Consider the following 19,954-nt stretch of genomic DNA (forward strand, 5'->3'; position numbering starts at 1 on the left):
ACGGCGCCGCAACGACGCGGCGACCGCCCGCCTGCACACCCGCGCCGCCGCGCCTCCCGCATCGCAGCGGCGCCCGAGAAGGAGACCCCATGAGCCAGACCCCACCAGCCGGACCGGCCGCCGCCAGCAGCGAACCCGACCCGGCACCGGACCTCGCCGCCTTCATGCGCGACTTCCGGCAGCGGATGACCGAGCTGCACGAACGCGCCGAACCCGTACGCCACCTCATCGACGCCACCTGCGACCACATCGAATCCCCCGGACACGAGGCGGTCCTGACCGTGACCGCCACCGGGGAACTGGTCGGCATCGAGTTCCTGCCCCCCGCAGAGAAAGCCGAACCCGCCGACCTCGCCGCCGCGATCATCGCGACCTACGACCGCGCCGCCGCCGGGCGCCCGGACCCGGGGATCGATGTACTCGTGCGGGCACTCCGGCGCATCGCGCACCCGCCGGTCCCACCCGCGGCACCGGACGCCTGACCCGGAGCGCGGTGCTTCCGGCGAATCGGCCCACCGGAAGCACCGCATCGGCGCACCGCCGCGAACCATCCGCGCATCAGTGCCGTTGCGGCTTCAGTTATTTCAGTTTATGCTGTAATACATGGCAAGTAGTGAAATCGGAGAGGGCGGGCCCGCCGACGCCGAGGTGCTGGAGTGGGTCGAGCAGGTGGCGGCGTACCTGGCCGCCGACGGCGTGCCCCCGATCGCCGGGCGCATCCTGGGCTGGCTCATGGTCTGCGACCCGCCCGAGCAGTCCGCGGCCCGGATAGCGGCGGCGATCGGCGCGAGCCGCGCCTCGCTGACGACGAACCTGCGGGTCCTCCAGTCCATGGGGTTCATGACCAAGCGGACCCGCCCCGGGGAGCGCACCGCCTACTACCGGCTCGCCGACGGCGCGTGGGAGGCGGTCGTGCGCCGCCAGATCGCCGCGCTCGCGTCCTTCCGCGACGTCACCGCCGCCGGACTCGCCCTGCTCGGCGCCGATACCGCCCGTGCCGGGCGCGTCCGCGAGGCCCAGCGGGTCTTCGACTGGATGGCCGAGGTCTTCGAGCACGCCCCTCCGATCCGCAAGGAGCCGTCATGACACCAGGGAACGCCATCGTCGTCGGCGCGGGCATCGGCGGTCTCGCGGCCGCGATCGCGCTGCGCCGCACCGGCTGGGACGTCACCGTCCTCGAACGCCGCGCGGAGGCGGGCGAGATCGGCGCGGGCATGTCGCAGGGCCTCAACGCGCTCCGGGCCCTGGACGCGCTCGGCGTCGGGGACCGGGCCCGGGAGGTCGGCACGCCCTTCTACGGCACCGCGAACCTCCGCGAGCCCTCCGGCCGCGACCTCAACCGCGCCGAGTCCGGCCAGTCCCTGCCCCTGCTCGGGTTCCACCGGGCGGACCTCCACCGCCTCCTGCTCGACGCCGTCCCGGCCGCGGCGATCCGCACCGGCGCGGCGGTGACCGGCTACCAGACCGCGCCGTCGGGTGCGGCAGTCAGTCTCGGTGACGAGGTGCTCGAAGCCGACCTGGTCGTGGCCGCCGACGGCGTGCACTCCACCGCCCGCCGCGCCCTCTGGCCCGACGCCCCGGACCCGGCCTTCTGGCACTACACCGTCTGGCGCGGCGTCGCCGACCTGGACCTCGATCCGGCCGCGGGCGGCATGACCCTCGCCGAGGACCGCTACTTCCTGATCATGCCGCTGCCCGAGGCCCGCGTGTACTGGGCGCTCGGCGCCCGCGCCGAGACCGCCGGGGAGCGGTCCGCCGACGAGGCCGCCGAGGTCCGCCGCCGCACTGCGGGCTGGCACGACCCGATCCCGGCCCTGCTCGACGCCACACCGCCGGACCGGGTCCTCCACCACGACATCGCCGACCTCGACCAGGCGCCGCTGCCGACGTACGTCCACGGGAGCGTCGCGCTCCTCGGCGACGCCGCCCATCCGATGAGCCCCGACCTCGGCCAAGGCGCGGGGCAGGCGCTCGAAGACGCCGTCGTCCTCGCCGCGGCCCTGGCCGGCGCTCCCGACGTGTCGACCGCCCTCGCACGCTACGACGCCGAACGCCGGCCCCGCACCCAGTGGATAGCCCACGCCGCGCACCGGAAGGGCACCGGCTACATCTCCGGCAGCGCCGCTCGCCAGCGCATGCTCGTCTGGTCGACGCGCATGCTTTCGGCCAGGACGCTCGCAAGCCTGACCGCCAAGGGGCTCGCGCGGGTCTGGGACTGGCAGCCGCCAGCGCAGTGACCGTGAGTGTCAGCGTCGCTGATGTCAGTCGGGCTCCACCACTGCGATCGGACTCCCTCCCTGCTCCTGCCAACCAGGGTCGAAACCACGAGCTTCACGACGGGCCTGGTCTTCTGGATGACGCTGATCCAGGTGTTCCTCCGGTTCGACCAGCCGCTGGCCGAGGACTGGATGCCACCCGAGCCGCTGCGCCCGTACCAGCACACCTTCTACGCGATCCAGGCCCGCCGTTGGCCCGTGCGGAAGGAGATGGCCGCGATCTCGGTGCTGTCGGTCGCGCTCATCGCCGGGCTTCGCTGGACGCGGCGGGTTCCTCGCTGCGGCGCAGGAGGACGTCGTCGAGCCAGCGGCCCAGACTCGCCTGGCGCGTGGGGCGTCCGCGCCAGGCGAGATGGGCGTCGGGGCGGATGAGCCAGGCGTCGCGCCCGTGCGCATCGTCGGCGGTGAGCTCGACGAGCGCGTCGCCGAGGCGGGCGCGGGCCGTCTCGGCGCACTGGCGCGGTGCACCGCGGGGCAGCAGGAGCGCCCAGCGGCCGCCGAGGACCGCGTGCAGTCGCGTTTTGGAGCCGTCGGCGCCGGTGCAGCCCCGGTCGGGGACCCGTTCCCCGGGCCGCGGGCGGGGGCCGAGGACGGTGGCGCGTGCGAGCGGGCCGCGCCGGTAGTGGACCCACAGCTGCGAGGCGAGGCGCGTGAGGCGCTGCTGGACGGCCGGGGCCGACGCGAGCGGCACGAGCAGTCGCCTGCGGGCGAAGCGCGCCAAGGGATCGGTGCCCACTTGGAGGCGGGTGGCGGCCGAGGTGCCGCGCAGGACGTCGGCGGCGACGGGCCGCCGCTCGGCCCGGTAGGTGTCCAGCAGGGTGTCGGCGGCGGTGCCGCGGGTGACGAGCGCGAGCTTCCAGGCGAGGTTCTCGGCGTCGCCGATCCCGGTGAGCATGCCCTGGCCGCCGAAGGGGCTGTGCAGGTGGGCCGCGTCGCCGGCGAGGAGGACCCGTCCCGCGCGGTAGTCGTCGGCGAGGCGGCGGTGGATGCGGAAGACGGAGGTCCAGGCCGCGTCGTCGATGGGCAGGTCGTCGCGTCCGGTCCGCTCGGGGACGAGGCGGCGGAACCGGTCGAGGATCTCCTCGCCGGTCGGCTCGCCGGTCCCGGCAGGGTCGTAGGCCATGAGCCGCCACAGGGTGCCGTCGCGGCCGTGCTCGCGCATGGGCAGGGCGAACAGCGGGCCGTCGGCGTGCGGCCAGCCGTGTCCGCCGGAGCGGTCCAGGCTCCAGCGGGCGTGGACGTCGGCGAGGAGGAACCGCTCGGTCAGGCGCGTGCCGGGGAAGCCGATGCCCGCCAGGCCGCGGACCGTGCTGTGCGCGCCGTCGCATCCCGCGAGCCAGCGGCATCGGACCTCCCCGCCGTCGGCGAGGCGGGCGGTGACTCCGCGGGGGTCCTGGGCGAGGCCGGTCAGCTCGGTGCTCCAGTCGATGTCGCCGCCGAGCTCGCGGAGACGCTCCCTGAGCGCGGCTTCGATGTCGGCTTGGGAGATGTACATCGCGGGGCGGGCGGTGCCCAGGCCGAGGTCGCCGAACCGCACGGTCACCGCGGGTGCGTCGTCGAGGTACTGGGTGACCGAGAGCGCCGGGAGCGCGCGGTCCGGTAGGTCCCCGAGTGCGCCGAGGCGGTCGAGCGTCTCGACTCCTTTGGCGTGCAGGATGTTCGCGCGCGAGGTCGTCGCCGGTCCGGCCGCGGCGTCGACCACGCGGACCTCCAGTCCGTGCAGTCGCAGCGCGCAGGCCAGCGCGAGGCCCGCGGGCCCGGCCCCGACCACGAGGGTGTCAGGCTCGGTCATGTCCGCCTCGATTCAGCGTAGCGTCGGAACGGTACCGTTCCGTTTCGAACTCTAGTGGTCGCCGCGATGGAACGCAACCGTCTCGTTCCGTAGAATCGCCGCCATGACCGACGAGACGGAACCGCGACGGGCCCCCGCGGGGGCGGCGCTGCTGCGCTCGGACGTCACCGAAGCGATCGGCGCGGCGGTCCTCGACGAGCTCGAAGCCTCGGGGTACGCCAGGATGTCGATGGAGGCGGTCGCCCGCCGCGCCGGGGTCGGCAAGGCGGCCCTGTACCGCAGGTGGCCCTCGAAGCAGTCCATGGTGGAGCAGATCGTGGCCGATTTCGCCTGGGACGCGGTCCCGGTGCCCGACACCGGGACGCTGCGCGGCGATGTCGGGCAGTTCGTCGCGGACGCCGTCGAGCTCCGCCGCGACCTGCGGGCGGTGCGCATCATCGCCGATCTGAGCGCCGAGGCCGCCCGCAACCCGGAGCTGGCCGCCTCATTCCTGGACTCAGTGCGCGGCCCGCGCCGCCGGGCCGGGACCGCGATGCTGGCGCGCGCGGTCGCCCGCGGCGAGCTGCCCGGATCGCTCGACGCCGCACTCGCGCTGGACTGCCTGGTCGCACTCGCCTACGCCCGCCCGTACTCCGAGACGGAGGAGGACGCCGTGAACGCGCGCCTGATCGACGCGGTCATGGCGGCCCTCGGCGCTTGCGCCGCCTGAACCACCCGGCGCGATATCCGACTCGGTGGCATGCCAACGGAGCCATAAGGTTTCAATGATTATTGAAATTTCTGACTTCGTTGGATACGATCGTGTTCTTCGTTGAGAGGAGCGCGATGGCCGAGAAGCGCACCGCCAGGCACGACTACGCCGACGAGATCGGCGCCTACTTCGCGGGCTTCGGGCTGCCGCCGATCCCCGGCCGCATCCTCGGCTGGCTCCTGGTGTGCGAGCCGCCGCACCAGTCCCCCGAGCAGCTCGCCGAAGCCCTCGACATCAGCCGCGGCTCGGTGAGCATGGCGATGCGGATGCTCCAGAGCAACAACGCCGTCGAGCGCGTCGCAGTCCCCGGCTCGCGCCGCACCCACTGGCGACTGCGCCCCGGCTTCTGGCTCGATGAAGCCGCCGAGAAGGCCAAGCAGGCCCGCGAATGGATCAAGAAGGCCGAACGCGGCCTCGACGTCATCGCCGACGCGCCCGTCGAATCGCGCCGCCGCCTCGAAGAGGCCAAGGAGATGTACACCTTCCTGGCCGAGCAGTACGAGCAGATCGAAACCCTCTGGCACGAGCAGCGAAAGCAGTGACCACCATGGACCCGGTCATCGACATCGAGGACCTCACCTTCACCTACCCCAAAGCCGCCGAGCAGGCCGTGCGCGGCATCGGCTTCACCGTCGAGGCCGGAGAGGTCTTCGGCTTCCTCGGCCCCTCCGGTGCCGGCAAGTCCACCACGCAGAAGATCCTCACCGGGCTCCTCACCGGCCACGGCGGCCGGGTCGCGGTGTGGGGCAAGGAGCCCGCGGCCTGGAAGGCCGAGTACTACCAGCGCATCGGCGTGTCCTTCGAGCTGCCCAACCACTACCTCAAACTCACCGGCCTGGAGAACCTCCAGTTCTTCGCGTCCCTCTACGACGGCCCCACCGAGGACCCGATGGCGCTGCTGGAGCGGGTCGGGCTCGCCGACGCCGCCCACGTGCGGGTCGGCAAGTACTCCAAGGGCATGCAGATGCGCCTGGTGTTCGTCCGGGCCCTGCTCCACCGGCCCGGCCTGCTGTTCCTCGACGAGCCGACCTCCGGCATGGACCCGGCGAACGCCCGCATCGTCAAGGACATCGTGGGCGAGCTGCGCGACGAGGGCCGCACCGTGTTCCTCACGACCCACGACATGACCACCGCCGACCAGCTCTGCGACCGCGTCGCCTTCGTCGTCGACGGCCGCATCGCCGCCCTCGCCTCCCCCACCGAGCACAAGCTCTCCCGCTCCAGGCGCACCGTCACCGTCACCTACCGCGCCGACGACGCGAACGGGCTGTCCGCCAAGGACTTTCCGCTCGACGGCATCGGCGAGGACGAGGCGTTCCACTCGCTCCTGCGCGAGGCCCGCGTCGAATCGGTCCACAGCCAGGAAGCCGACCTGGAGGACGTGTTCATCGACGTCACCGGCAGGCGGCTCGCATGAGCGTCCTCGCCCGGACCCTCCGCCTGGACCTGCGGCTCCTGCGCCGCTACGGCCTGATCTACGCCGCGGTCTTCTCCGCGCTCCTGTGGGAGGCGGTCGTCTTCCTCGTCCCCGGCCCCCTGCGCGCGGGCGCGGCCGTCTACATCGTCTTCGGCGACCTCGCCCTGGTCGGGTTCTTCTTCATCGCCGGAGCGGTGTTCTTCGAGCGCGGCGAACGCACCCTGTTCGCGCTCCTGGTCTCCCCGGTGCGCTTCGGGCACTACCTCGCGTCGAAACTCGCGGTTCTGTCCGGACTGAGCCTGGTGCTGTCGCTCCTCATCGCGGTCTCGGCCGTTCATCTCGACTTCGAGCCGCTCTCGTTCGCCGCCGGGGCCGTGCTGTGCGCGCTGCTGTTCCTGACGTGCAGCTTCATCTCCGCGACCCCGTTCGGATCCATCAGCGAATGGGTCATCCCCTCCACCGGCGTCCTCGCCGTCCTTAACATCCCGCTGCTCAACTACTCCGGGCTCTGGGAGCATCCGGCCACCTACCTCGTTCCGACCCAAGGGGTCCTGCTGCTCATGGGGTCCTCCCTCGGCCGCGTCGAGCTCGAACCCTGGCAGTGGGCCTACGCCCTCGCCTACCCGGCGGCGTCCCTGGCCGTCCTCGGACTGATCGCCCGCCGGATGTTCATGCGGCACATCGCCGCCGGAGAAGGAAGCGAGTGACATGCCCCGCGCCATGACCGCCTACGGCCGCAACGACCTGCGCAACATCCGCCGCGACAGCCTCCTGGTCGGCGTCGCCGTCGGGCCGTTCATGTACGCCGCCGCGATGTGGCTCCTGCCCGCGCTCACCCGCTACCTCGACCGCGAGCAGGACTTCGACCTCGTCCCCTACCACGCGCTCATCCTCAGCGCGTTCATCATCATCGGACCCGTCGCCGTCCTCGGCGCCGTCTGCGGGCTCCTCCTCATCGAGGACAAGGACCAGCGCACCCTCGCGGCCCTGCGCGTCACCCCCGCGCACCCGGCGAGCTACCCGCTCTACCGCGCGGCCACCACCATCGCCGCCACCGCGCTCTCGCTCACCGCCGCCATGGCGCTCACCGGCCAGGTCGAGGCCCGCATCGTCGCCGCGTCCGTCCCGATCACGGTGCTGTGCGGCCTCAACGCCGTCATGGTCGGCTTCGCACTGGCCGCCCTCGCCCGCAACAAGGTCGAAGCGCTCGCCCTCATCCGCGCGATCGGCCTGCTCCTGTTCGGCCTGCCCGTCGTCCCCTACTTCTTCGACCACCCGGGCTTCGCGCTGTTCGGCATCATCCCCACCTACTGGCCCGCGAAAGCGTTCTGGGAGGTCTGGGACGGCGGCAGCCCCTGGCCCGCCCTCGCGATCGGCACCGCCTACACCGGCGCGATCTCCTGGTGGCTCCTGCGCCGCTTCACCGGACAGAACGACTGAGCCGTTCACGAGAAGCCGATGCCAAAGTGCACGGCCGGAGACACGGGAGGGCATGCCGCAGCTGCGATTTCAGCCCCTCAAGGCCGCTCGCGCCAGATGGCGAACGTCTCGCTGGTTTTGACGGAGTTCTGATCCCGTCGCAGACCCGGTGGTCGCGTCGAGGCGCACGCGAGCCCGACATGGTCGTATTAGGCCGCGCCGTCCGGGCCTAGGCCCAGGGTCAGGTGCTCGCCTTGGCCGATGAGCGATCACGACCACTTTCACAGGCGGAGCATTTGAATGTTTCGCAAGTTCAGTGTTTACTGAACTTATCAATCCTTCCGGAACTCACCGGGAGGGATGCGCCCCAAGGAGCACCGTCATGGAACTCATCGCCGACTTCTTCAACTGGGCCTGGCCCCGCCACCTCAACCCGATCAGCTGGTACATCCGCCCGCTGTTCTTCATCCCGATCGCGGTCTTCGCGTGGCGGCGCCAAGGCGGGTGGATGAGCCTCTCGATCGCCGCGATGCTCTCAAGCTTCTTCTGGTTCCCCGAACCGGCGGAGGTCGACCCGGCCGCCCAAGCGATCCTCGACATGGAGGCCGAGCTGTTCGCCCAGCCGGGCTGGCAGACCGTGCTCAGCCTCGGCACCGTCCCGATCTTCATCGGAGGCATCATCTGGGCGTTCTGGCGCCACTCGATCGGGATCGGCCTGTGGGTCATCAACATAGGGGTCGCGTACAAGGCCCTGTGGGTGTGGGTCAACACCGACTTCGCAGGGTTCCTGCACGTCGTCCCGATCTACACGATCGCGCTCATCGTGATCAACGCAGTGACGCTCGGCTTCGCCAAATGGCGCAAGATCCCGCTCTACCCGCGAACCCGTGAACAGGATGCCGAGCACGCCCGCGTTTGAAGCGCCCCATCGGGGCGGCCCGCACCACTGGGCCGCCCCGATCCGCATCCGCCCCGACGTGAAAGGCGATACTGAGTCCATGAACAGCCCCGAGCCCGCCGCCAGCGGAGCGAGCCCCGAAGCACTCGCGTTCGTCGAAGACTTCGCGCTCACCTTCGAGCGCCTGGGCCTGGTCCGCATGACCGGGCGGGTCATGGGCTGGCTGCTCGTCGCCGACCCGCCCGAGCAGACGTTCGCCGAGATCACCGCGGTCCTCCAGGCATCCAAGGGATCGATCTCCACCGCGCTGAAGTTCCTGACCACCGCGCGCTGGGTCGACAAGGTCTCCAAGCCCGGCGACCGCAGGGACTACTACACCATCCGCCCTGGCGTCATGCCCGATCTCATCAAGCAGCAGGCGGCCCAGTACAGCCTCTTCACCCAGACCCTCGCCCGCGGATTCGACCTCTTCGACGACCCCGAATCGCCCAAGACCGAGCGCCTGCGCGACATGTACGACTTCTTCGCCTGGATGGAGAAGGAACTGCCCGCGCTCATGGAGCGCTGGGACCGCGAGCAGCGCCGCCACTGAGCACACCGACGCGGGTGCGCCCGTCGAGGACCGAGCGATCGTCGCGTTCGCCGCTACGCTGTGGACATGCCCACCCCCGCCCCCTGGCTGATCATCACCTTCACGGCGATCGGCTGCGCGCTCACCATAAGCGTGGCCAAACTCGCGGTCACGCGTCTGCTGCTGCGACACCGGTCCGCGAACGCCTCCCGCCTCGTCGGCAAAGCCCTGCGGCCCGCTCAGCTCATGGCCGTCACCGGCGGCCTCCAGATCCTGCTTTCGGCGCAGCACGGACAGCCGGGCTGGGGCGGCGACTGGAACGCCGTCCTCAGCCAGTCGCTCCTGTTCGGCACGGCCGCTTCGGGCGCATGGCTGCTCTCCAACCTCTTGAGCGTCGCTAAGGACCCCTTCCACCGCCGCTGGGACGGGCTCGAACAGGACGACGTCGAGGGACGCCGCCGCCGCACCCAGGTGGTGATCCTCTACCGGCTCGCCTCCGTCATCGTCTGGACGGTCGCCATCGGACTGGTGCTGTTCAACATCCCCGCGCTGCGCGAGGTCGGCATCTCGATGCTCGGCGCGGCCGGCGTCGCGGGCATCATCGCGGGTCTGGCCGCGCAGACCATGCTGCAGAACCTGTTCGCGGGCATGATGCTCGCCTTCGGCGACGCCCTGCGTCTTGAGGACGTGGTCGTCATCGAGGGCGAGCTGGGCACCATCGAGGAGATCACGCTGACGTACCTGGTGGTGCGCATCTGGGACGACCGGCGGATGGTGCTGCCGACCTCGTACTTCACGCAGCACCCGTACGTCAACTGGACCAGGGACACCCCCGAAGTGCTCGGCTCGGTCGTCTTCGACGCGCTGCTCGCGCTGCCCGTCGACGAGGTTCGCGAGGAGCTGGACCGGTTCCTGGAGGGCAATCCGCTGTGGGACGGGCGAAAAGCGAGCGTCGCCGTCCTCGACGCCACCGGCGGCGTCATACGGGTGCGGCTCCTGGTCTCCGCCGCCAACCCCGGCGACCAGTGGGACCTGCGCTGCGAACTGCGCGAGCACATGGCGGCCTGGCTGGCGAAGCATCACCCCGACTGCGTACCCGATCCGAGCTGACACCGCCGACCGCCGACGCGATGCGGGCCTTCGGATCCCGGCAAGACTTCACTGGATCGTAAGACCCCCTAACACTTTTTACGCTTGGCAGGCGTGGATATTGGCCGGGTGGACTCTCGGTTCAGGCGGCGAGTTCGGTGACGGTCTGGCGGTTCTTGGGGAAGAGGGGGCCGACCAGGAGCCGGTTGAGGCCGGGCAGGTGCATGGCGCGGAAGCCCCAGCGGCGCAGGAGGAGTTTGGTCGCGGTGCGCGGCAGGAACCATTCGGTGACGCGATCGCGGGCCGAGTCTTGGACTCCGGTTGCGACCGGGCGCCACCGCTGTTCGTATTCGGCGATGCCTTCGGGCACCGATCCAGCGTGTTGGAGGCATTCGGCCAGGATGTAGGCTCCGGCGATCCCGAGTGAGGCGCCTTGCCCGGCGACGAGGGAGACGGCGTAGGCGGCGTCGCCCACCAGAGCCACGGGACCGTTGCCCCAGTGCGGCATGACGATCTGGGCGACCTGGTCGTAGTAGACCTCCTCCGGTTCGGGGCAGTGGACGAGGGCGCGATCGGCGAGGTCGCCCATGCCCGCGTAGGCATTGCGGAAGGCCTCGCGCGGGTCGTCGGGGACGGTGGGGTCGGGGGTGCGGTGGACGGCGAAGACGGCCACGCGATCGTCGGTCAGGCCGTAGAAGCCCATCTGGCGGTTGAGGCTCTCAGTGAGCACGAACTGGCCCTGGACCTGGGTGAACATGTCGCGGTCGGTGAAGATGTACGCACCGGTGTGCATGCCGAGGTAGCGGAAGTAGTCCGATTCGGGGCCGAAGGCGAGCGCGCGGACGCGGGAGTGGACCCCGTCGGCGCCGACGATGAGGTCGGCGTCGATCGCGGTGCCGTCGCAGAGGTGGACGCGGTTGCCGTCGATGTGGTCGATGGTGGTGCGGTAGCGCAGGTCGACCTGGCTGGGAAGGGTGTCGCGGAGCATCTGTTCGAGGGCGGGTCGCATGACGCTGGCGATCTCGCCGTCGAGGGCTTTGGCGAACAGGCGGTAGTCGATGCTGACGGTGGTGCGGTCGTGGCCGTCGATGTAGCGGAACTCCTTGACGGGGCTGGCGTGCTCGCGGAGCCGGTCGCCCAGGCCCATGGCGGTCAGGGCCTCGTAGCCGGGGCCGAAGAAGTCGATCATGTAGCCCTGGGCGCGGGGGCCCCGGGCGTGGTCGACGATGTGGACCTCCCAGTCGTGGTGGTGGAGGCGGTGGGCGAGGGCAAGGCCGGCGATCCCGGCGCCGCAGATGACGGCTTTCATTGTGGTGCTCCGTTCTGGTGTTCGGTGAGTCGGCGCAGCAGCGGGACGAGGCGGGTGGCGGACAGCGCCGGGTCGAGGCCCTTGTGGAGGAGGATGCCGTCGATGACGGCGGCGATGAGGATCGCCGCCGCTTCGGGGGCCGGGTGGCCCGAGCGGGCCAGCGATGCGGTGACGGCGGCGCGGAAGTCGGCGACGAGTCCGTGCATCTGGTCGTGGAGGAGCGGGTCGCGGGTAGCGGCGAGGTAGGCCTCGATGAACAGCAGGGACGACGGGTCGGTGCCGGTGTAGCGGTCGACTTCGGCGAACAGCGCCTCGATCGCGTCGGCCGGATCGGTGGACGCGGTCAGGAGCGCGGCGGTGTCCTCCAGGGCCGGGCGCATCGCTTCGAGGGTCGCTTGGCGCAAGAGCGCCTGGAGCGATTCGAAGTGGTAGTGGACGAGGCCGGGGCGGACGTCCGCCCGTTCGGCGAGGATGCGGGTGCTCACGGCATTCCAGCCGAGCTCGCCGATGAGCTCCCGGGCGGCGGCCAGCAGCCGCGCCCGGACCTCGCGGCCCCGTTCGGCATTGGTCGGACCGGCCATCACTCTCCTTGGTCACTCGTATTGGACGATTGACCAATCCTAACAAACGGAAACGCTCGATCGCCTCGGGAAGGGGTTCGCATTCCCCAGCGCCAGCGAGGCCGAGCGCACGGAGCCGGCGCCAGCACATGAGCGCGGCGGCAAGGCCGACCAGCCCTTCATGAAGGTCCAAGCGTCGTTCCCACCGGATCGCGAGACGTTTGAACTGGTGCAGGTGTGAAATGGTCCGCTCCACTACCCGGCGCAGGCCGCCGAGGCCGATGATCTCCGGCCGCCTGCGCTGCGAGGTCACCGCCAGGATGCCCCGTCGCTTGAGATACGCCCTGAATGCGGCGGTGCTGAGCCCGCGCGAACACGACGTCCCCTCCGAAGCGGCCCGAGGCGCCTCGAACGCCCAGATCGCCCGCGCCCTCGGCCTCACCGAGACCAGCGTCAAGGCCCACATCAGCCGCATCCTCGCCAAACTCGGACTCGACAACCGAGTCCAGATCGCGCTTCTGGTCCGCGATGCGGAGGCATGACCGCCGCAGGGCGCACCCGCTCAGGCGCGGTGCCTAGGACCGCCTCGGCATCGAAGGGGCATCCACCGCCACTGCAACCAATCGAGATTCGTTGCCGAGCAGCGGGAACGAGTCCATTTCCAGCAGAAAAACCAGGGAGCCCATCGACCCCAACGAAGAAGCGGCCACCGAATCGATGGCCGCTTTCGTCTGCGATGTCGGGATTCTGGCCCTCAACCTCAAGATCCGAACTTGTTTCACCTGGTCAGAGAGGGTATGCCTCAAAATGGTGGAGGTACTGAACGCTTATCCGCACTCATTCCCGCAGGTCAATGCGTTGCGAAACGACCTGGCGAACCATGCGAAACCCGACACGAAAAGCCGGGAACGCAGTCCAGGTCTGAAACTTCCGGTGCGGACGGCACCGCGCCCGCTCCGCAAACGGCTGGCCCCGAAGGACCGCCAACGACTCATCGCAGACTACCTCGCCGGAGCACTGCAGAAGGAACTCGCCACGCGATACGGCATTGGTCTTTCGAGCGTGAAGACCGTCCTGCGCGAGGCTGGTGCGAAGAAGTACACGGCCCGCGTTTAGCAGCTCGACGGCGGGCGCTTATGGTCGTCAGCGCCTGCCGTCCTCCTCAAGCCAGACGTTCGGGTCAGGTTCCGGGCCGCCCGAACGCTCAGCCTCCCGGGCAAGGGCCTCCACCTGCGCTGGCCCCATCAGATCGAGCAGGATCTGTGCGATCTGGTGGGGATCGATTTGCTCGCGCTGGTCGCCGGTAATCCGGACTCGATACTGTTTCCTCGGCATGTGCTTCCCCATTCTCTTGGATCGAGCGAGGGGAATCCTGGCCCTGAACGTATCGCCGCAATTCTCGCCTATTGGACTGCGACACGTCGCGGCGAAGCATCACGATCGGTGACCGGGCGGCTTCGAGGTCGGCGTGCTCCAGGGCTGCTTCGGGCAGATACTCCGTGGGCGTGCTTCGGAGGCCTCGCCGATCGCGGCGTCAGAGCCTGCCGGTCCTCATGTCCGCGCTTCCTTTGAGCACGGGGGAGTCTGGCCGCCAGTTCTCGGGCTGGACCCGGTCCCACAAAGTACCCTTCCCCAGTTGTCGGCCGCGCTCGTCTTCGCGCCTGAGCCAGTCTTCGATGGTGCGGATGCGGCCGGGGTGGATCTCGTCCAGGAGGGAGTAGTCGCGGGTGATGACACCGTGCCGCCACATGTTCCAGAACCCGGTGAAGTTGTCGCGGAAGCTCATCGTGCTCTTGTCCCGCGGGTCGGCGTTGTATCCGGCGGGAAGGTCGGCGACCTGCTTGAGGGGGCCATTCCAGTACGTGTCGAGGTCGGTGTCGATGTACTGCGCCGGATGGCCGGTGACGGCCGCGAACGCCTCGGCCAGGCGGGCGTAGGTGACGTGCTCGATGGCGACCTCGAGGTCCATGCCGTTGGCCCGGTCGGGATTGTCGAAGATCCAGCGGACGTAGTAGCCGCAGTCGTCGAGTGCGACATGCGGGACGGCCCCGTCACCCAGGGGCACGCGCCAGGTGACGATGCCGTCCTCGACCGAGGGGGTCATCGGCGTTCCGGGCGAGACGGTCATCTCGGCGTACGGGCCCGAGGTGAAGACGGCGGCGCCCATCCGGTCGCGGTTGGACTGGTTCTGAAACAGGATCCACTCGGCCATCCGGCCCTTGCCGTCGTAGTGGCCGGTGCGGAACCTCGGGTCGTAGCCCGACTTCTTCAGGACGAAGTCCAGGTTCCCGTAGACGAAGAACCGGACGCCTTCTTCGATCGCGAGCTCGTAGCTGCGGATCGCCCAGTAGGTCTCGGTCTTCTCGCCGGTGTTGAACCCGTCGATGTTGACGTACGCGCCGTCCGCGTCCCGGAACCCGGCGCGCAGGACGTCCTCGTCGGCGAAGGTGCCCTCGACGAGCGTCACGTTCCCCAGCGCCAGCAGCTCCTGGGCGCGGGCCGAGTTCAGGTCCCGGGTCAGGACCTTGACCTGGTACTTCTTGTCGGCGACGAGCGCGCGGACGATGGGCATACCCTGTGCGCCCGTCCCGCCGATGACGAAGATCGTGGAAGTGGTGTAGTCGGACATGATGAGGTGACTCCCCTGGCCATGCAAATTGAAACCGATCGGTTTACACGATTGTAAACCGATCGGTTTTCGAGTTCGAGGCCCGGTGGCGGTGCGCTTCGACACGCCCGGGGCGTTACAGGCCCGGGTAGAGCGGCGCTTCCTTGCCTTGCCAGGTCGTGGGGTCGTCGGTGTCGAGGTGTTTGACGACCAGGTTGGCGAAGCGGGGTGTGCTGAAGGACGGTTCGGTTCCCGCCAGGAGACCGGCCATGCCGGCGGTGTGGGTGGTGTGCACGGTGCCGAGGAGCGGTTCGCCGTCGAGGAGGGTGGTGATGCGGGCGCCGGAGAAGCGGAGCGTCAGGCGCTGCCACCGTCCCGGATTGGCGGCGGCCGTTGCTTCGGCGATCAGCTGCTCGCCGCCCGCGCGGTGGTCGGCGGCGGTGATGAGGGCCCGCTGCTCGGCGTCGCCGACGAGTTCGGCGGGGTCCTCCTTGCCGTCGACCGAGACCAGGCGGCAGGTGCCGTCGGCGGCGAGTTCGAACAGGTAGCACTTGGGGATGAAGCCGTAGCCGGTGCCGACGTGGTTGACGCGGCCCATGAGCGCGGCGCGCTGCCCGGCCTCCAGAAGGACGTCGACGCCGACCTCGTAGTCGGTCCACGCGGCGTCGCCGATGATCGTGTACGGCCGCCAGTCCGGCGCCCACGACAGCGTCGGGGCGGGCACGACCTGGCGCAGGCACGTGCCTGCGCCGTCAGGGGAGGGGGTGAGCTCGAAGGCTCCGGCGATGTCGGCGGTGAAGCGCGGCAGGCGACCTCGCGCCTGCGGGTCGCCGTAGTCGAAGGTGTCGCGGTACGGGAAGGGGAACGGGGCGCTGTCCGGGACGTCGGCGAAGCCGCCCTTGCGCTGGCCGGTGGTCGTCGACAGCGAGTACACCGAGTCGGGGGCGAGGTCGATCTCGATCGTCCCGTTCTCGATCGTCAGGAACCCCACGTGCTGGAACTGCTCGGCGGCGTCGCTGCGCCACACCGTCACCGGGCCCTGCGCCAGGTCGGCGGGGACGCGCACGCGCAGCCGCTGCGGGGCGGCGTCCTTGGTCTCGGCGATGACGCTGAAATCGCCTGCGGGCGAGCGGAGTGCCACGATGCTGCCGCCGCCGTCGAGGAACGTGCAGGCCTGGTCCACATAGGTCCATCCGAGTTCGGTGAACTGGCCGTAGTGCGCGTAGCCCCACAGCGCCTCCCGCACCTCGTAGTGCCCGCTCCACGGCTCGTGCGCCAGGATCATCGCCGGGTCCTGCGCGTACGGCTCGACCGGGTAGACCCCGGCGATGTCGTACCAGAGCACGGTCTTCGTGGCGCCGCTGCGCAGGTAGTTCTCGTTGAAACACTCCACGATGCCGATGAGGCAGTCGAACCCCGACCGGTAGACGTGGTCCTCGGTGTTCCAGATCGGCTTGCCGACAGCTTCGGCCCATGCGCGCACAGCGTCGGGGGCGTGCACGTCGTTGCCGTACATGACGTGCGCGCCGATGACGTCGATCGCCTTGGCCGCCTCGGGGTTGCGGCGCAGCTGCGCGACGAAGTCGAACTTGTCGTCGGGCCAGTTGTCGAAGGCGTGCAGCAGCACCGAGCCGAACCCGGCCTCGTCGAGGCTCGCCCGCAGGAGCTTGGCGAAGTCGAGGCTCACTCCTTTCTCGTTGCGGCAGCCGATCGCGTCGAGGTCGAGCCCGTGTACGTCGCGCAGCAGCCGCATCCAGGAGACGTAGTAGTCGGCCATGTCCTGCGACCAGAACTCGCCGCCGCCGATCCAGCCCGGCGCGCTCCACGCCGCCGCGTCCAGGCTCAGCGTCGGGTTGCGGCGCTTCGCCTCCCGCATCACCCACCACGTGTAGCCGCGGTACGCGTCCAGGTCGCCGCGGGTGTGCATGTGGCTCGGCATCGACCCCTGGGTCGCGTTGCCGTCGCCGGGGACCTCGACGAGCATCGTGCTCACCGACGCCCCGAACTTCGGCGCGAACACCAGGTCGAGGATCTGCCCGCGCTGCGGCTCGGGATAGTCCTTGAGCAGTACCGAAGTGGCGCCGCCGCCGTTCACCGCCCCGATCCCGTCGAACCGGCGGTCGCGCGGGCCCTCCCGCAGCTCCACCACCTGGATCGAACCCTCGCCGCCCACGGCGCCTCCTCGCATGCACTCGATCGTCTTGAAACAGCAGGACGTCAGTCGGCGATGTCGCCGTAGATCAGGCCGCGGCCGTTGGTGGCGATGTAGACGCGCCCGTACACGTCGGGGTCGCCGGTGATCGCCTTCCCGGTCCAGCCCCACTGGTGGGCGTCGTCGTTGATGCGCTGCCAGCTCCGACCCTCGTCGGTCGACCGCCAGATACCCTGCACACCAGTGGCTTTAGCGGAGGCGTAGATCGTCGGGTAGCCCTGTCGGGTGCGGGCCCTGCCGAAGCCGACCGCGTCCGCCTCCTCGAAGTCGGCCACCCGCCGCCATGTCGCCCCGCCGTCGACCGAGCGCCACATGCCGTAGGCCCCGCCGGTCTCGCCGCCGGTGAGCCACAGGTGCCCCGGCCTGCCCGGGACGGCCCGGAACTCCACGGGCCCTTCGGCGGGCAGACCGGCCGCGCCTGTGGCCGCGAACGTGCGGCCGCCGTCGGTGCTGGCGTAGAAGGCCCCGGAAGCGAAGGCGTAGAGGCGTTCCGGATCCACCCGGTCCGAGCGGACGAGCGCTCCGGCCGGGAGTCCGTCGACGGGCGTCCAGGCCTGGCCGAAGTCGGTGCTGTACACGGGCGCGGTCGTGCCGTTCCCGGGTGACCAGACGATGCGCGTGCCGTCGGCGCTGACCGCGACGGTGCCCGCGTTCGCGCCGCCCGCGACCCCGTCGAGGCGGAGGGTGGTGCGCCAGGTGGCGCCGCGGTCGAGGGAGACGCCGACGTGCCCGTCGGTGTCGCCTTCGACATCCCCGGTGCCGACGACGATGTCGGGGTGCAGTCCGGCGAAGTCGAGGCTGCGGCCGGAGGTCCAGTTCGGATGCCGGATCATGACGCCCGCCCGGTCGAGGTCGGTCTGGACGAATCCGCCGAGGTCGCCCATCGCCGAGACGAGGGTGCCGCCGAGCGCGGCGATGTCCTGCACCGCGGTCTCCTCGATGCCCTCGACGCGGACCCCGACGTCGAACGGCTCGACCGGCAGCGCCACCTGCCGCCCGGCGGCCTCGTCCCAGCCGACGAGGGGACCCTGCGCGTCCCAGGCCGTCAGCTGCTCGGTGCCCCAGACGGTGCCGCCGATCCACATGATCCGGTCGGAGTCGTGCGGATCGATCGCGAGCGCGTCAATCATCCAGCCGTGCTTGATCGCGTACGCCGGGCCGTCGTCGGTTTTACCGAAGGTGAGCCACTCGCTTCCGGTGGCGTCCAGGGTGAACCGGTCGGTGCGCGCGGGCGGCCAGGACCAGTCCGCGTCCCAGACGTAGTCGAAGCTGGTCTGCCAGGTCGCACCGGAGTCGGTGGAGCGGAAGAGCACTTCGTCTGGGTACCAGTGGTTCTCGGTGGCGGCCATGAGGGTGCCGGGGCGATGCCGGTCGACGGTGAGGCCGCCGAATCCGGGGATGGCGCCGAGGGGGTCGTAGGCGGGGGTGACGTCGGTCCATTCGCCGGTGGCGAGGGCGAGGCGTTGAATCGAGCCGCCCCTGCCGGTGGCGGGTGGGCCGTTGTAGGGTCCGGGGTCCCAGCTGGTGACGATGAACAGGTGCCCGTTGTCGTGGTCGACCGCGGCCTGTTTGGGGATGGTGCGGTTGCCGTCGGCGGTCCCGAGCGCTTCGGCCGCTCCGGGGACGGGCTGCCAGGTGGCGCCGCGGTCGGCGGAGACGTAGAGGGGGTCGTCGGGGTCGGCGACGCCGACGAAGATCCGCCCGGCCTGGTCAAACTCGATCCAGACGACGCCCTGGTTGTCGCCGTTGTAAGGGTCACCGGGGGTGACGACGAAGTTCCCGGGGTTGGGGAAGCCGGCGACCTCGGCCCAGGTGCGGCCGTGGTCGACCGAGCGCCACAGGCCGTTGCCGCTCGGCGTGCCCAGGTACACCTGGGCGTTGTCGGACGGGTTCACCGCGAGGCGCTCGCCCATGCCGCGGCCGGGCATGTTGCCGCCCTGCTTGAACGGCAGCTCGGCCGCGCCCCAGGTCTCGCCGTAGTCGTCGGAGTAGAGGACGGCGCCGTTGTTCGGGTCCCAGTCGTTCGTGTAGGTGCCGACGGCGGCGTAAACGCGGCCGGTCTCGACAGGATCTGTGGCGACCGAGACCACGCCGGTCCAGCCCCACCGGTCCTGGCCGATCCAGTCGAGCAGGGGCTTCCAGGTCTGGGGTTCCTGCTGCCAGCGGTAGAGGCCGCCGATGTCGGTGCGGGCGTAGATCAGGTCCGGCTCGGTCTCGTTGAAGACGATGCCGGGCACCCAGCCGCCGCCGTTCACGACCGCGTTGCGCCAGATGTAGGCATCCTGGCATCGCGTTGACGTCTTCGCTTGGGCGGCTTGGGGAACAAGGGCCGCCGCGGCCGCGGCGGCGCCGAGGGAGGCGGCCAGGGTGCGTCGTCGCACGGAGACTCCAAAGGGAGAGGGGCGGCCGGGGCGAGATCGGCCGCTTCGTCGGGAGACCCAACGTAACAAGCCGGTACCGCCGGGACAAGAGGTTCGGGCAATATTTTGTTTAGCGGATTGACAATAGCGAGCATATCGATGATCATCGCTGTAACGGGGTTTTCTGGGAGCGCTTCCTTTCCAACGATCCGAAGGAGTCGAGACATGCGACCACAACGAGGCAGACGCACCGGACTGGTGCTCGCGGCGACCGCCGCGGCGGCGCTGGCGGCGGCAACGCTCACGACCGCCGCCAGCGGGGCCGCCGCCGATGAGGGCTGCGCGGTCGACTACCGGGTCGTCAGCTCGTGGGGCTCGGGATTCCAAGCGAGCGTGAGCATCACGGCCGCCGAGGCCGTGAGCGGCTGGGACCTCGCCTGGCAGTTCTCCGGCGATACCACCGTCACCAGCGCCTGGAACGTCGACTGGAGCCAGTCCGGCGGCGCCTTCTCCGGCACCGACGTCGGCTGGAACGGCTCCATCGCCGCCGGGCAGACCCGCGAGGTCTTCGGCTTCATCGGATCGGGCTCCACCGAGACCCCGACCGGGATCACCCTCAACGGCGTCGCCTGCGGCGAATCAGCGCCGACCGACCCGCCCACCACCGGCGAGCCCACCGATCCGCCGACGGA

21 protein-coding genes are annotated in these 19,954 nt (G+C 70.2%); 14 read left to right on the plus strand and 7 right to left on the minus strand.

The window, feature by feature from the left end:
* The first annotated feature begins 89 nt into the window (after positions 1 to 89).
* The 3 genes from WA640_RS28305 (at position 90) to WA640_RS28315 (ending at position 2,237) form a co-directional block, all read left to right on the plus strand.
* Positions 90 to 482 carry a hypothetical protein gene (locus WA640_RS28305; protein WP_335992245.1) on the plus strand — a complete coding sequence of 131 codons (393 nt, stop codon included), beginning with the start codon at positions 90 to 92 and terminating at the stop codon, positions 480 to 482.
* A 121-nt stretch (positions 483 to 603) separates the two neighbouring features.
* The gene (locus WA640_RS28310) at positions 604 to 1,086 is read left to right on the plus strand and encodes a GbsR/MarR family transcriptional regulator (RefSeq protein WP_335992247.1); all 483 of its coding nucleotides are present in this window, start codon (positions 604 to 606) and stop codon (positions 1,084 to 1,086) included.
* Positions 1,083 to 2,237 (plus strand): FAD-dependent oxidoreductase, encoded by a 1,155-nt coding sequence (locus tag WA640_RS28315; RefSeq protein ID WP_335992251.1) that lies wholly within the window; start codon positions 1,083 to 1,085, stop codon positions 2,235 to 2,237. Before WA640_RS28310 ends, WA640_RS28315 begins: the two co-directional genes overlap by 4 nt.
* Before the next feature lie 280 nt (positions 2,238 to 2,517).
* Here WA640_RS28315 and WA640_RS28320 read toward each other — a convergent pair whose 3' ends face one another.
* Positions 2,518 to 4,068, minus strand: a complete 1,551-nt coding sequence (locus tag WA640_RS28320; protein ID WP_335992253.1) for an FAD-dependent monooxygenase — start codon at positions 4,066 to 4,068, stop codon at positions 2,518 to 2,520.
* A 103-nt stretch (positions 4,069 to 4,171) separates the two neighbouring features.
* On the opposite strand from WA640_RS28320, the gene WA640_RS28325 reads away from it, so the two are divergent.
* From WA640_RS28325 to WA640_RS28360, 8 genes are all read left to right on the plus strand, one after another.
* The gene (locus WA640_RS28325; RefSeq protein ID WP_335992255.1) at positions 4,172 to 4,777 is read left to right on the plus strand and encodes a TetR/AcrR family transcriptional regulator; all 606 of its coding nucleotides are present in this window, start codon (positions 4,172 to 4,174) and stop codon (positions 4,775 to 4,777) included.
* 116 nt (positions 4,778 to 4,893) lie between these two features.
* A complete protein-coding gene (locus WA640_RS28330; protein ID WP_335992256.1) occupies positions 4,894 to 5,361 on the plus strand; it encodes a GbsR/MarR family transcriptional regulator in 468 nt (155 codons plus the stop codon).
* A 5-nt stretch (positions 5,362 to 5,366) separates the two neighbouring features.
* Positions 5,367 to 6,236 carry an ABC transporter ATP-binding protein gene (locus WA640_RS28335; RefSeq protein ID WP_335992283.1) on the plus strand — a complete coding sequence of 290 codons (870 nt, stop codon included), beginning with the start codon at positions 5,367 to 5,369 and terminating at the stop codon, positions 6,234 to 6,236.
* The gene (locus WA640_RS28340; RefSeq protein ID WP_335992257.1) at positions 6,233 to 6,943 is read left to right on the plus strand and encodes a fluoroquinolone export ABC transporter permease subunit; all 711 of its coding nucleotides are present in this window, start codon (positions 6,233 to 6,235) and stop codon (positions 6,941 to 6,943) included. The genes WA640_RS28335 and WA640_RS28340 overlap by 4 nt, the downstream gene beginning before the upstream one ends.
* 1 nt (position 6,944) lies before the next feature.
* Positions 6,945 to 7,676 carry a hypothetical protein gene (locus WA640_RS28345; RefSeq protein WP_335992258.1) on the plus strand — a complete coding sequence of 244 codons (732 nt, stop codon included), beginning with the start codon at positions 6,945 to 6,947 and terminating at the stop codon, positions 7,674 to 7,676.
* Positions 7,677 to 8,037: 361 nt separating this feature from the next.
* Positions 8,038 to 8,574, plus strand: a complete 537-nt coding sequence (locus WA640_RS28350; RefSeq protein ID WP_335992259.1) for a hypothetical protein — start codon at positions 8,038 to 8,040, stop codon at positions 8,572 to 8,574.
* A 79-nt stretch (positions 8,575 to 8,653) separates the two neighbouring features.
* Complete coding sequence (locus WA640_RS28355) at positions 8,654 to 9,145, plus strand: GbsR/MarR family transcriptional regulator (protein ID WP_335992261.1); 492 nt, start codon at positions 8,654 to 8,656, stop codon at positions 9,143 to 9,145.
* A 66-nt stretch (positions 9,146 to 9,211) separates the two neighbouring features.
* On the plus strand, positions 9,212 to 10,234 hold the full coding sequence (locus WA640_RS28360; RefSeq protein WP_335992263.1) for a mechanosensitive ion channel family protein: 1,023 nt from the start codon (positions 9,212 to 9,214) through the stop codon (positions 10,232 to 10,234).
* A gap of 121 nt (positions 10,235 to 10,355) precedes the next feature.
* On the opposite strand, the gene WA640_RS28365 is transcribed toward WA640_RS28360, so the two are convergent.
* Both WA640_RS28365 and WA640_RS28370 read right to left on the minus strand, forming a co-directional pair.
* On the minus strand, positions 10,356 to 11,522 hold the full coding sequence (locus WA640_RS28365) for an FAD-dependent monooxygenase (protein WP_335992285.1): 1,167 nt from the start codon (positions 11,520 to 11,522) through the stop codon (positions 10,356 to 10,358).
* A complete protein-coding gene (locus tag WA640_RS28370) occupies positions 11,519 to 12,103 on the minus strand; it encodes a TetR/AcrR family transcriptional regulator (protein ID WP_335992266.1) in 585 nt (194 codons plus the stop codon). Before WA640_RS28370 ends, WA640_RS28365 begins: the two co-directional genes overlap by 4 nt.
* A 311-nt stretch (positions 12,104 to 12,414) precedes the next feature.
* Between WA640_RS28370 and WA640_RS28380 the strand changes: the two genes are divergently transcribed.
* Positions 12,415 to 12,624, plus strand: coding sequence for a response regulator transcription factor (locus tag WA640_RS28380; RefSeq protein ID WP_335992268.1), 210 nt, complete (start codon positions 12,415 to 12,417; stop codon positions 12,622 to 12,624).
* A 91-nt stretch (positions 12,625 to 12,715) separates the two neighbouring features.
* Positions 12,716 to 13,198, plus strand: a complete 483-nt coding sequence (locus tag WA640_RS28385; protein ID WP_335992270.1) for a hypothetical protein — start codon at positions 12,716 to 12,718, stop codon at positions 13,196 to 13,198.
* Positions 13,199 to 13,225: 27 nt separating this feature from the next.
* Here the strand turns inward: WA640_RS28385 and WA640_RS28390 are convergent, their stop codons facing one another.
* The 4 genes from WA640_RS28390 to WA640_RS28405 all read right to left on the minus strand — a co-directional run bounded on the left by WA640_RS28390 (position 13,226) and on the right by WA640_RS28405 (position 19,283).
* Positions 13,226 to 13,417 (minus strand): hypothetical protein, encoded by a 192-nt coding sequence (locus tag WA640_RS28390; protein WP_335992271.1) that lies wholly within the window; start codon positions 13,415 to 13,417, stop codon positions 13,226 to 13,228.
* A gap of 199 nt (positions 13,418 to 13,616) precedes the next feature.
* The gene (locus tag WA640_RS28395) at positions 13,617 to 14,711 is read right to left on the minus strand and encodes an NmrA family NAD(P)-binding protein (RefSeq protein WP_335992274.1); all 1,095 of its coding nucleotides are present in this window, start codon (positions 14,709 to 14,711) and stop codon (positions 13,617 to 13,619) included.
* Positions 14,712 to 14,826: 115 nt separating this feature from the next.
* Positions 14,827 to 16,878, minus strand: a complete 2,052-nt coding sequence (locus WA640_RS28400) for a hypothetical protein (RefSeq protein WP_335992276.1) — start codon at positions 16,876 to 16,878, stop codon at positions 14,827 to 14,829.
* A gap of 29 nt (positions 16,879 to 16,907) precedes the next feature.
* Positions 16,908 to 19,283 carry a xyloglucanase gene (locus WA640_RS28405; protein ID WP_335992277.1) on the minus strand — a complete coding sequence of 792 codons (2,376 nt, stop codon included), beginning with the start codon at positions 19,281 to 19,283 and terminating at the stop codon, positions 16,908 to 16,910.
* Between the two features lie 204 nt (positions 19,284 to 19,487).
* On the opposite strand from WA640_RS28405, the gene WA640_RS28410 reads away from it, so the two are divergent.
* On the plus strand, positions 19,488 to 19,954 hold a 467-nt coding region (locus WA640_RS28410), incomplete at its 3' end, for a cellulose binding domain-containing protein (protein WP_335992278.1).

The sequence above is a fragment of the Glycomyces sp. MUSA5-2 genome (genome assembly GCF_037034145.1).
Classification (GTDB): Bacteria; Actinomycetota; Actinomycetes; order Mycobacteriales; family Micromonosporaceae; genus Glycomyces; species Glycomyces artemisiae.

Coding starts and splice junctions, on each gene's coding strand:
- WA640_RS28360 (WP_335992263.1), top strand. CDS start 9,212: ATGCCCACCCCCGCCCCCTGGCTGATCATCACCTTCACGGCGATCGGC.
- WA640_RS28400 (WP_335992276.1), bottom strand. CDS start 16,878: ATGCGAGGAGGCGCCGTGGGCGGCGAGGGTTCGATCCAGGTGGTGGAG.
- WA640_RS28320 (WP_335992253.1), bottom strand. CDS start 4,068: ATGACCGAGCCTGACACCCTCGTGGTCGGGGCCGGGCCCGCGGGCCTC.
- WA640_RS28395 (WP_335992274.1), bottom strand. CDS start 14,711: ATGTCCGACTACACCACTTCCACGATCTTCGTCATCGGCGGGACGGGC.
- WA640_RS28335 (WP_335992283.1), top strand. CDS start 5,367: ATGGACCCGGTCATCGACATCGAGGACCTCACCTTCACCTACCCCAAA.
- WA640_RS28340 (WP_335992257.1), top strand. CDS start 6,233: ATGAGCGTCCTCGCCCGGACCCTCCGCCTGGACCTGCGGCTCCTGCGC.
- WA640_RS28365 (WP_335992285.1), bottom strand. CDS start 11,522: ATGAAAGCCGTCATCTGCGGCGCCGGGATCGCCGGCCTTGCCCTCGCC.
- WA640_RS28315 (WP_335992251.1), top strand. CDS start 1,083: ATGACACCAGGGAACGCCATCGTCGTCGGCGCGGGCATCGGCGGTCTC.
- WA640_RS28390 (WP_335992271.1), bottom strand. CDS start 13,417: ATGCCGAGGAAACAGTATCGAGTCCGGATTACCGGCGACCAGCGCGAG.
- WA640_RS28370 (WP_335992266.1), bottom strand. CDS start 12,103: ATGGCCGGTCCGACCAATGCCGAACGGGGCCGCGAGGTCCGGGCGCGG.
- WA640_RS28350 (WP_335992259.1), top strand. CDS start 8,038: ATGGAACTCATCGCCGACTTCTTCAACTGGGCCTGGCCCCGCCACCTC.
- WA640_RS28330 (WP_335992256.1), top strand. CDS start 4,894: ATGGCCGAGAAGCGCACCGCCAGGCACGACTACGCCGACGAGATCGGC.
- WA640_RS28325 (WP_335992255.1), top strand. CDS start 4,172: ATGACCGACGAGACGGAACCGCGACGGGCCCCCGCGGGGGCGGCGCTG.
- WA640_RS28305 (WP_335992245.1), top strand. CDS start 90: ATGAGCCAGACCCCACCAGCCGGACCGGCCGCCGCCAGCAGCGAACCC.
- WA640_RS28310 (WP_335992247.1), top strand. CDS start 604: ATGGCAAGTAGTGAAATCGGAGAGGGCGGGCCCGCCGACGCCGAGGTG.
- WA640_RS28355 (WP_335992261.1), top strand. CDS start 8,654: ATGAACAGCCCCGAGCCCGCCGCCAGCGGAGCGAGCCCCGAAGCACTC.
- WA640_RS28345 (WP_335992258.1), top strand. CDS start 6,945: ATGCCCCGCGCCATGACCGCCTACGGCCGCAACGACCTGCGCAACATC.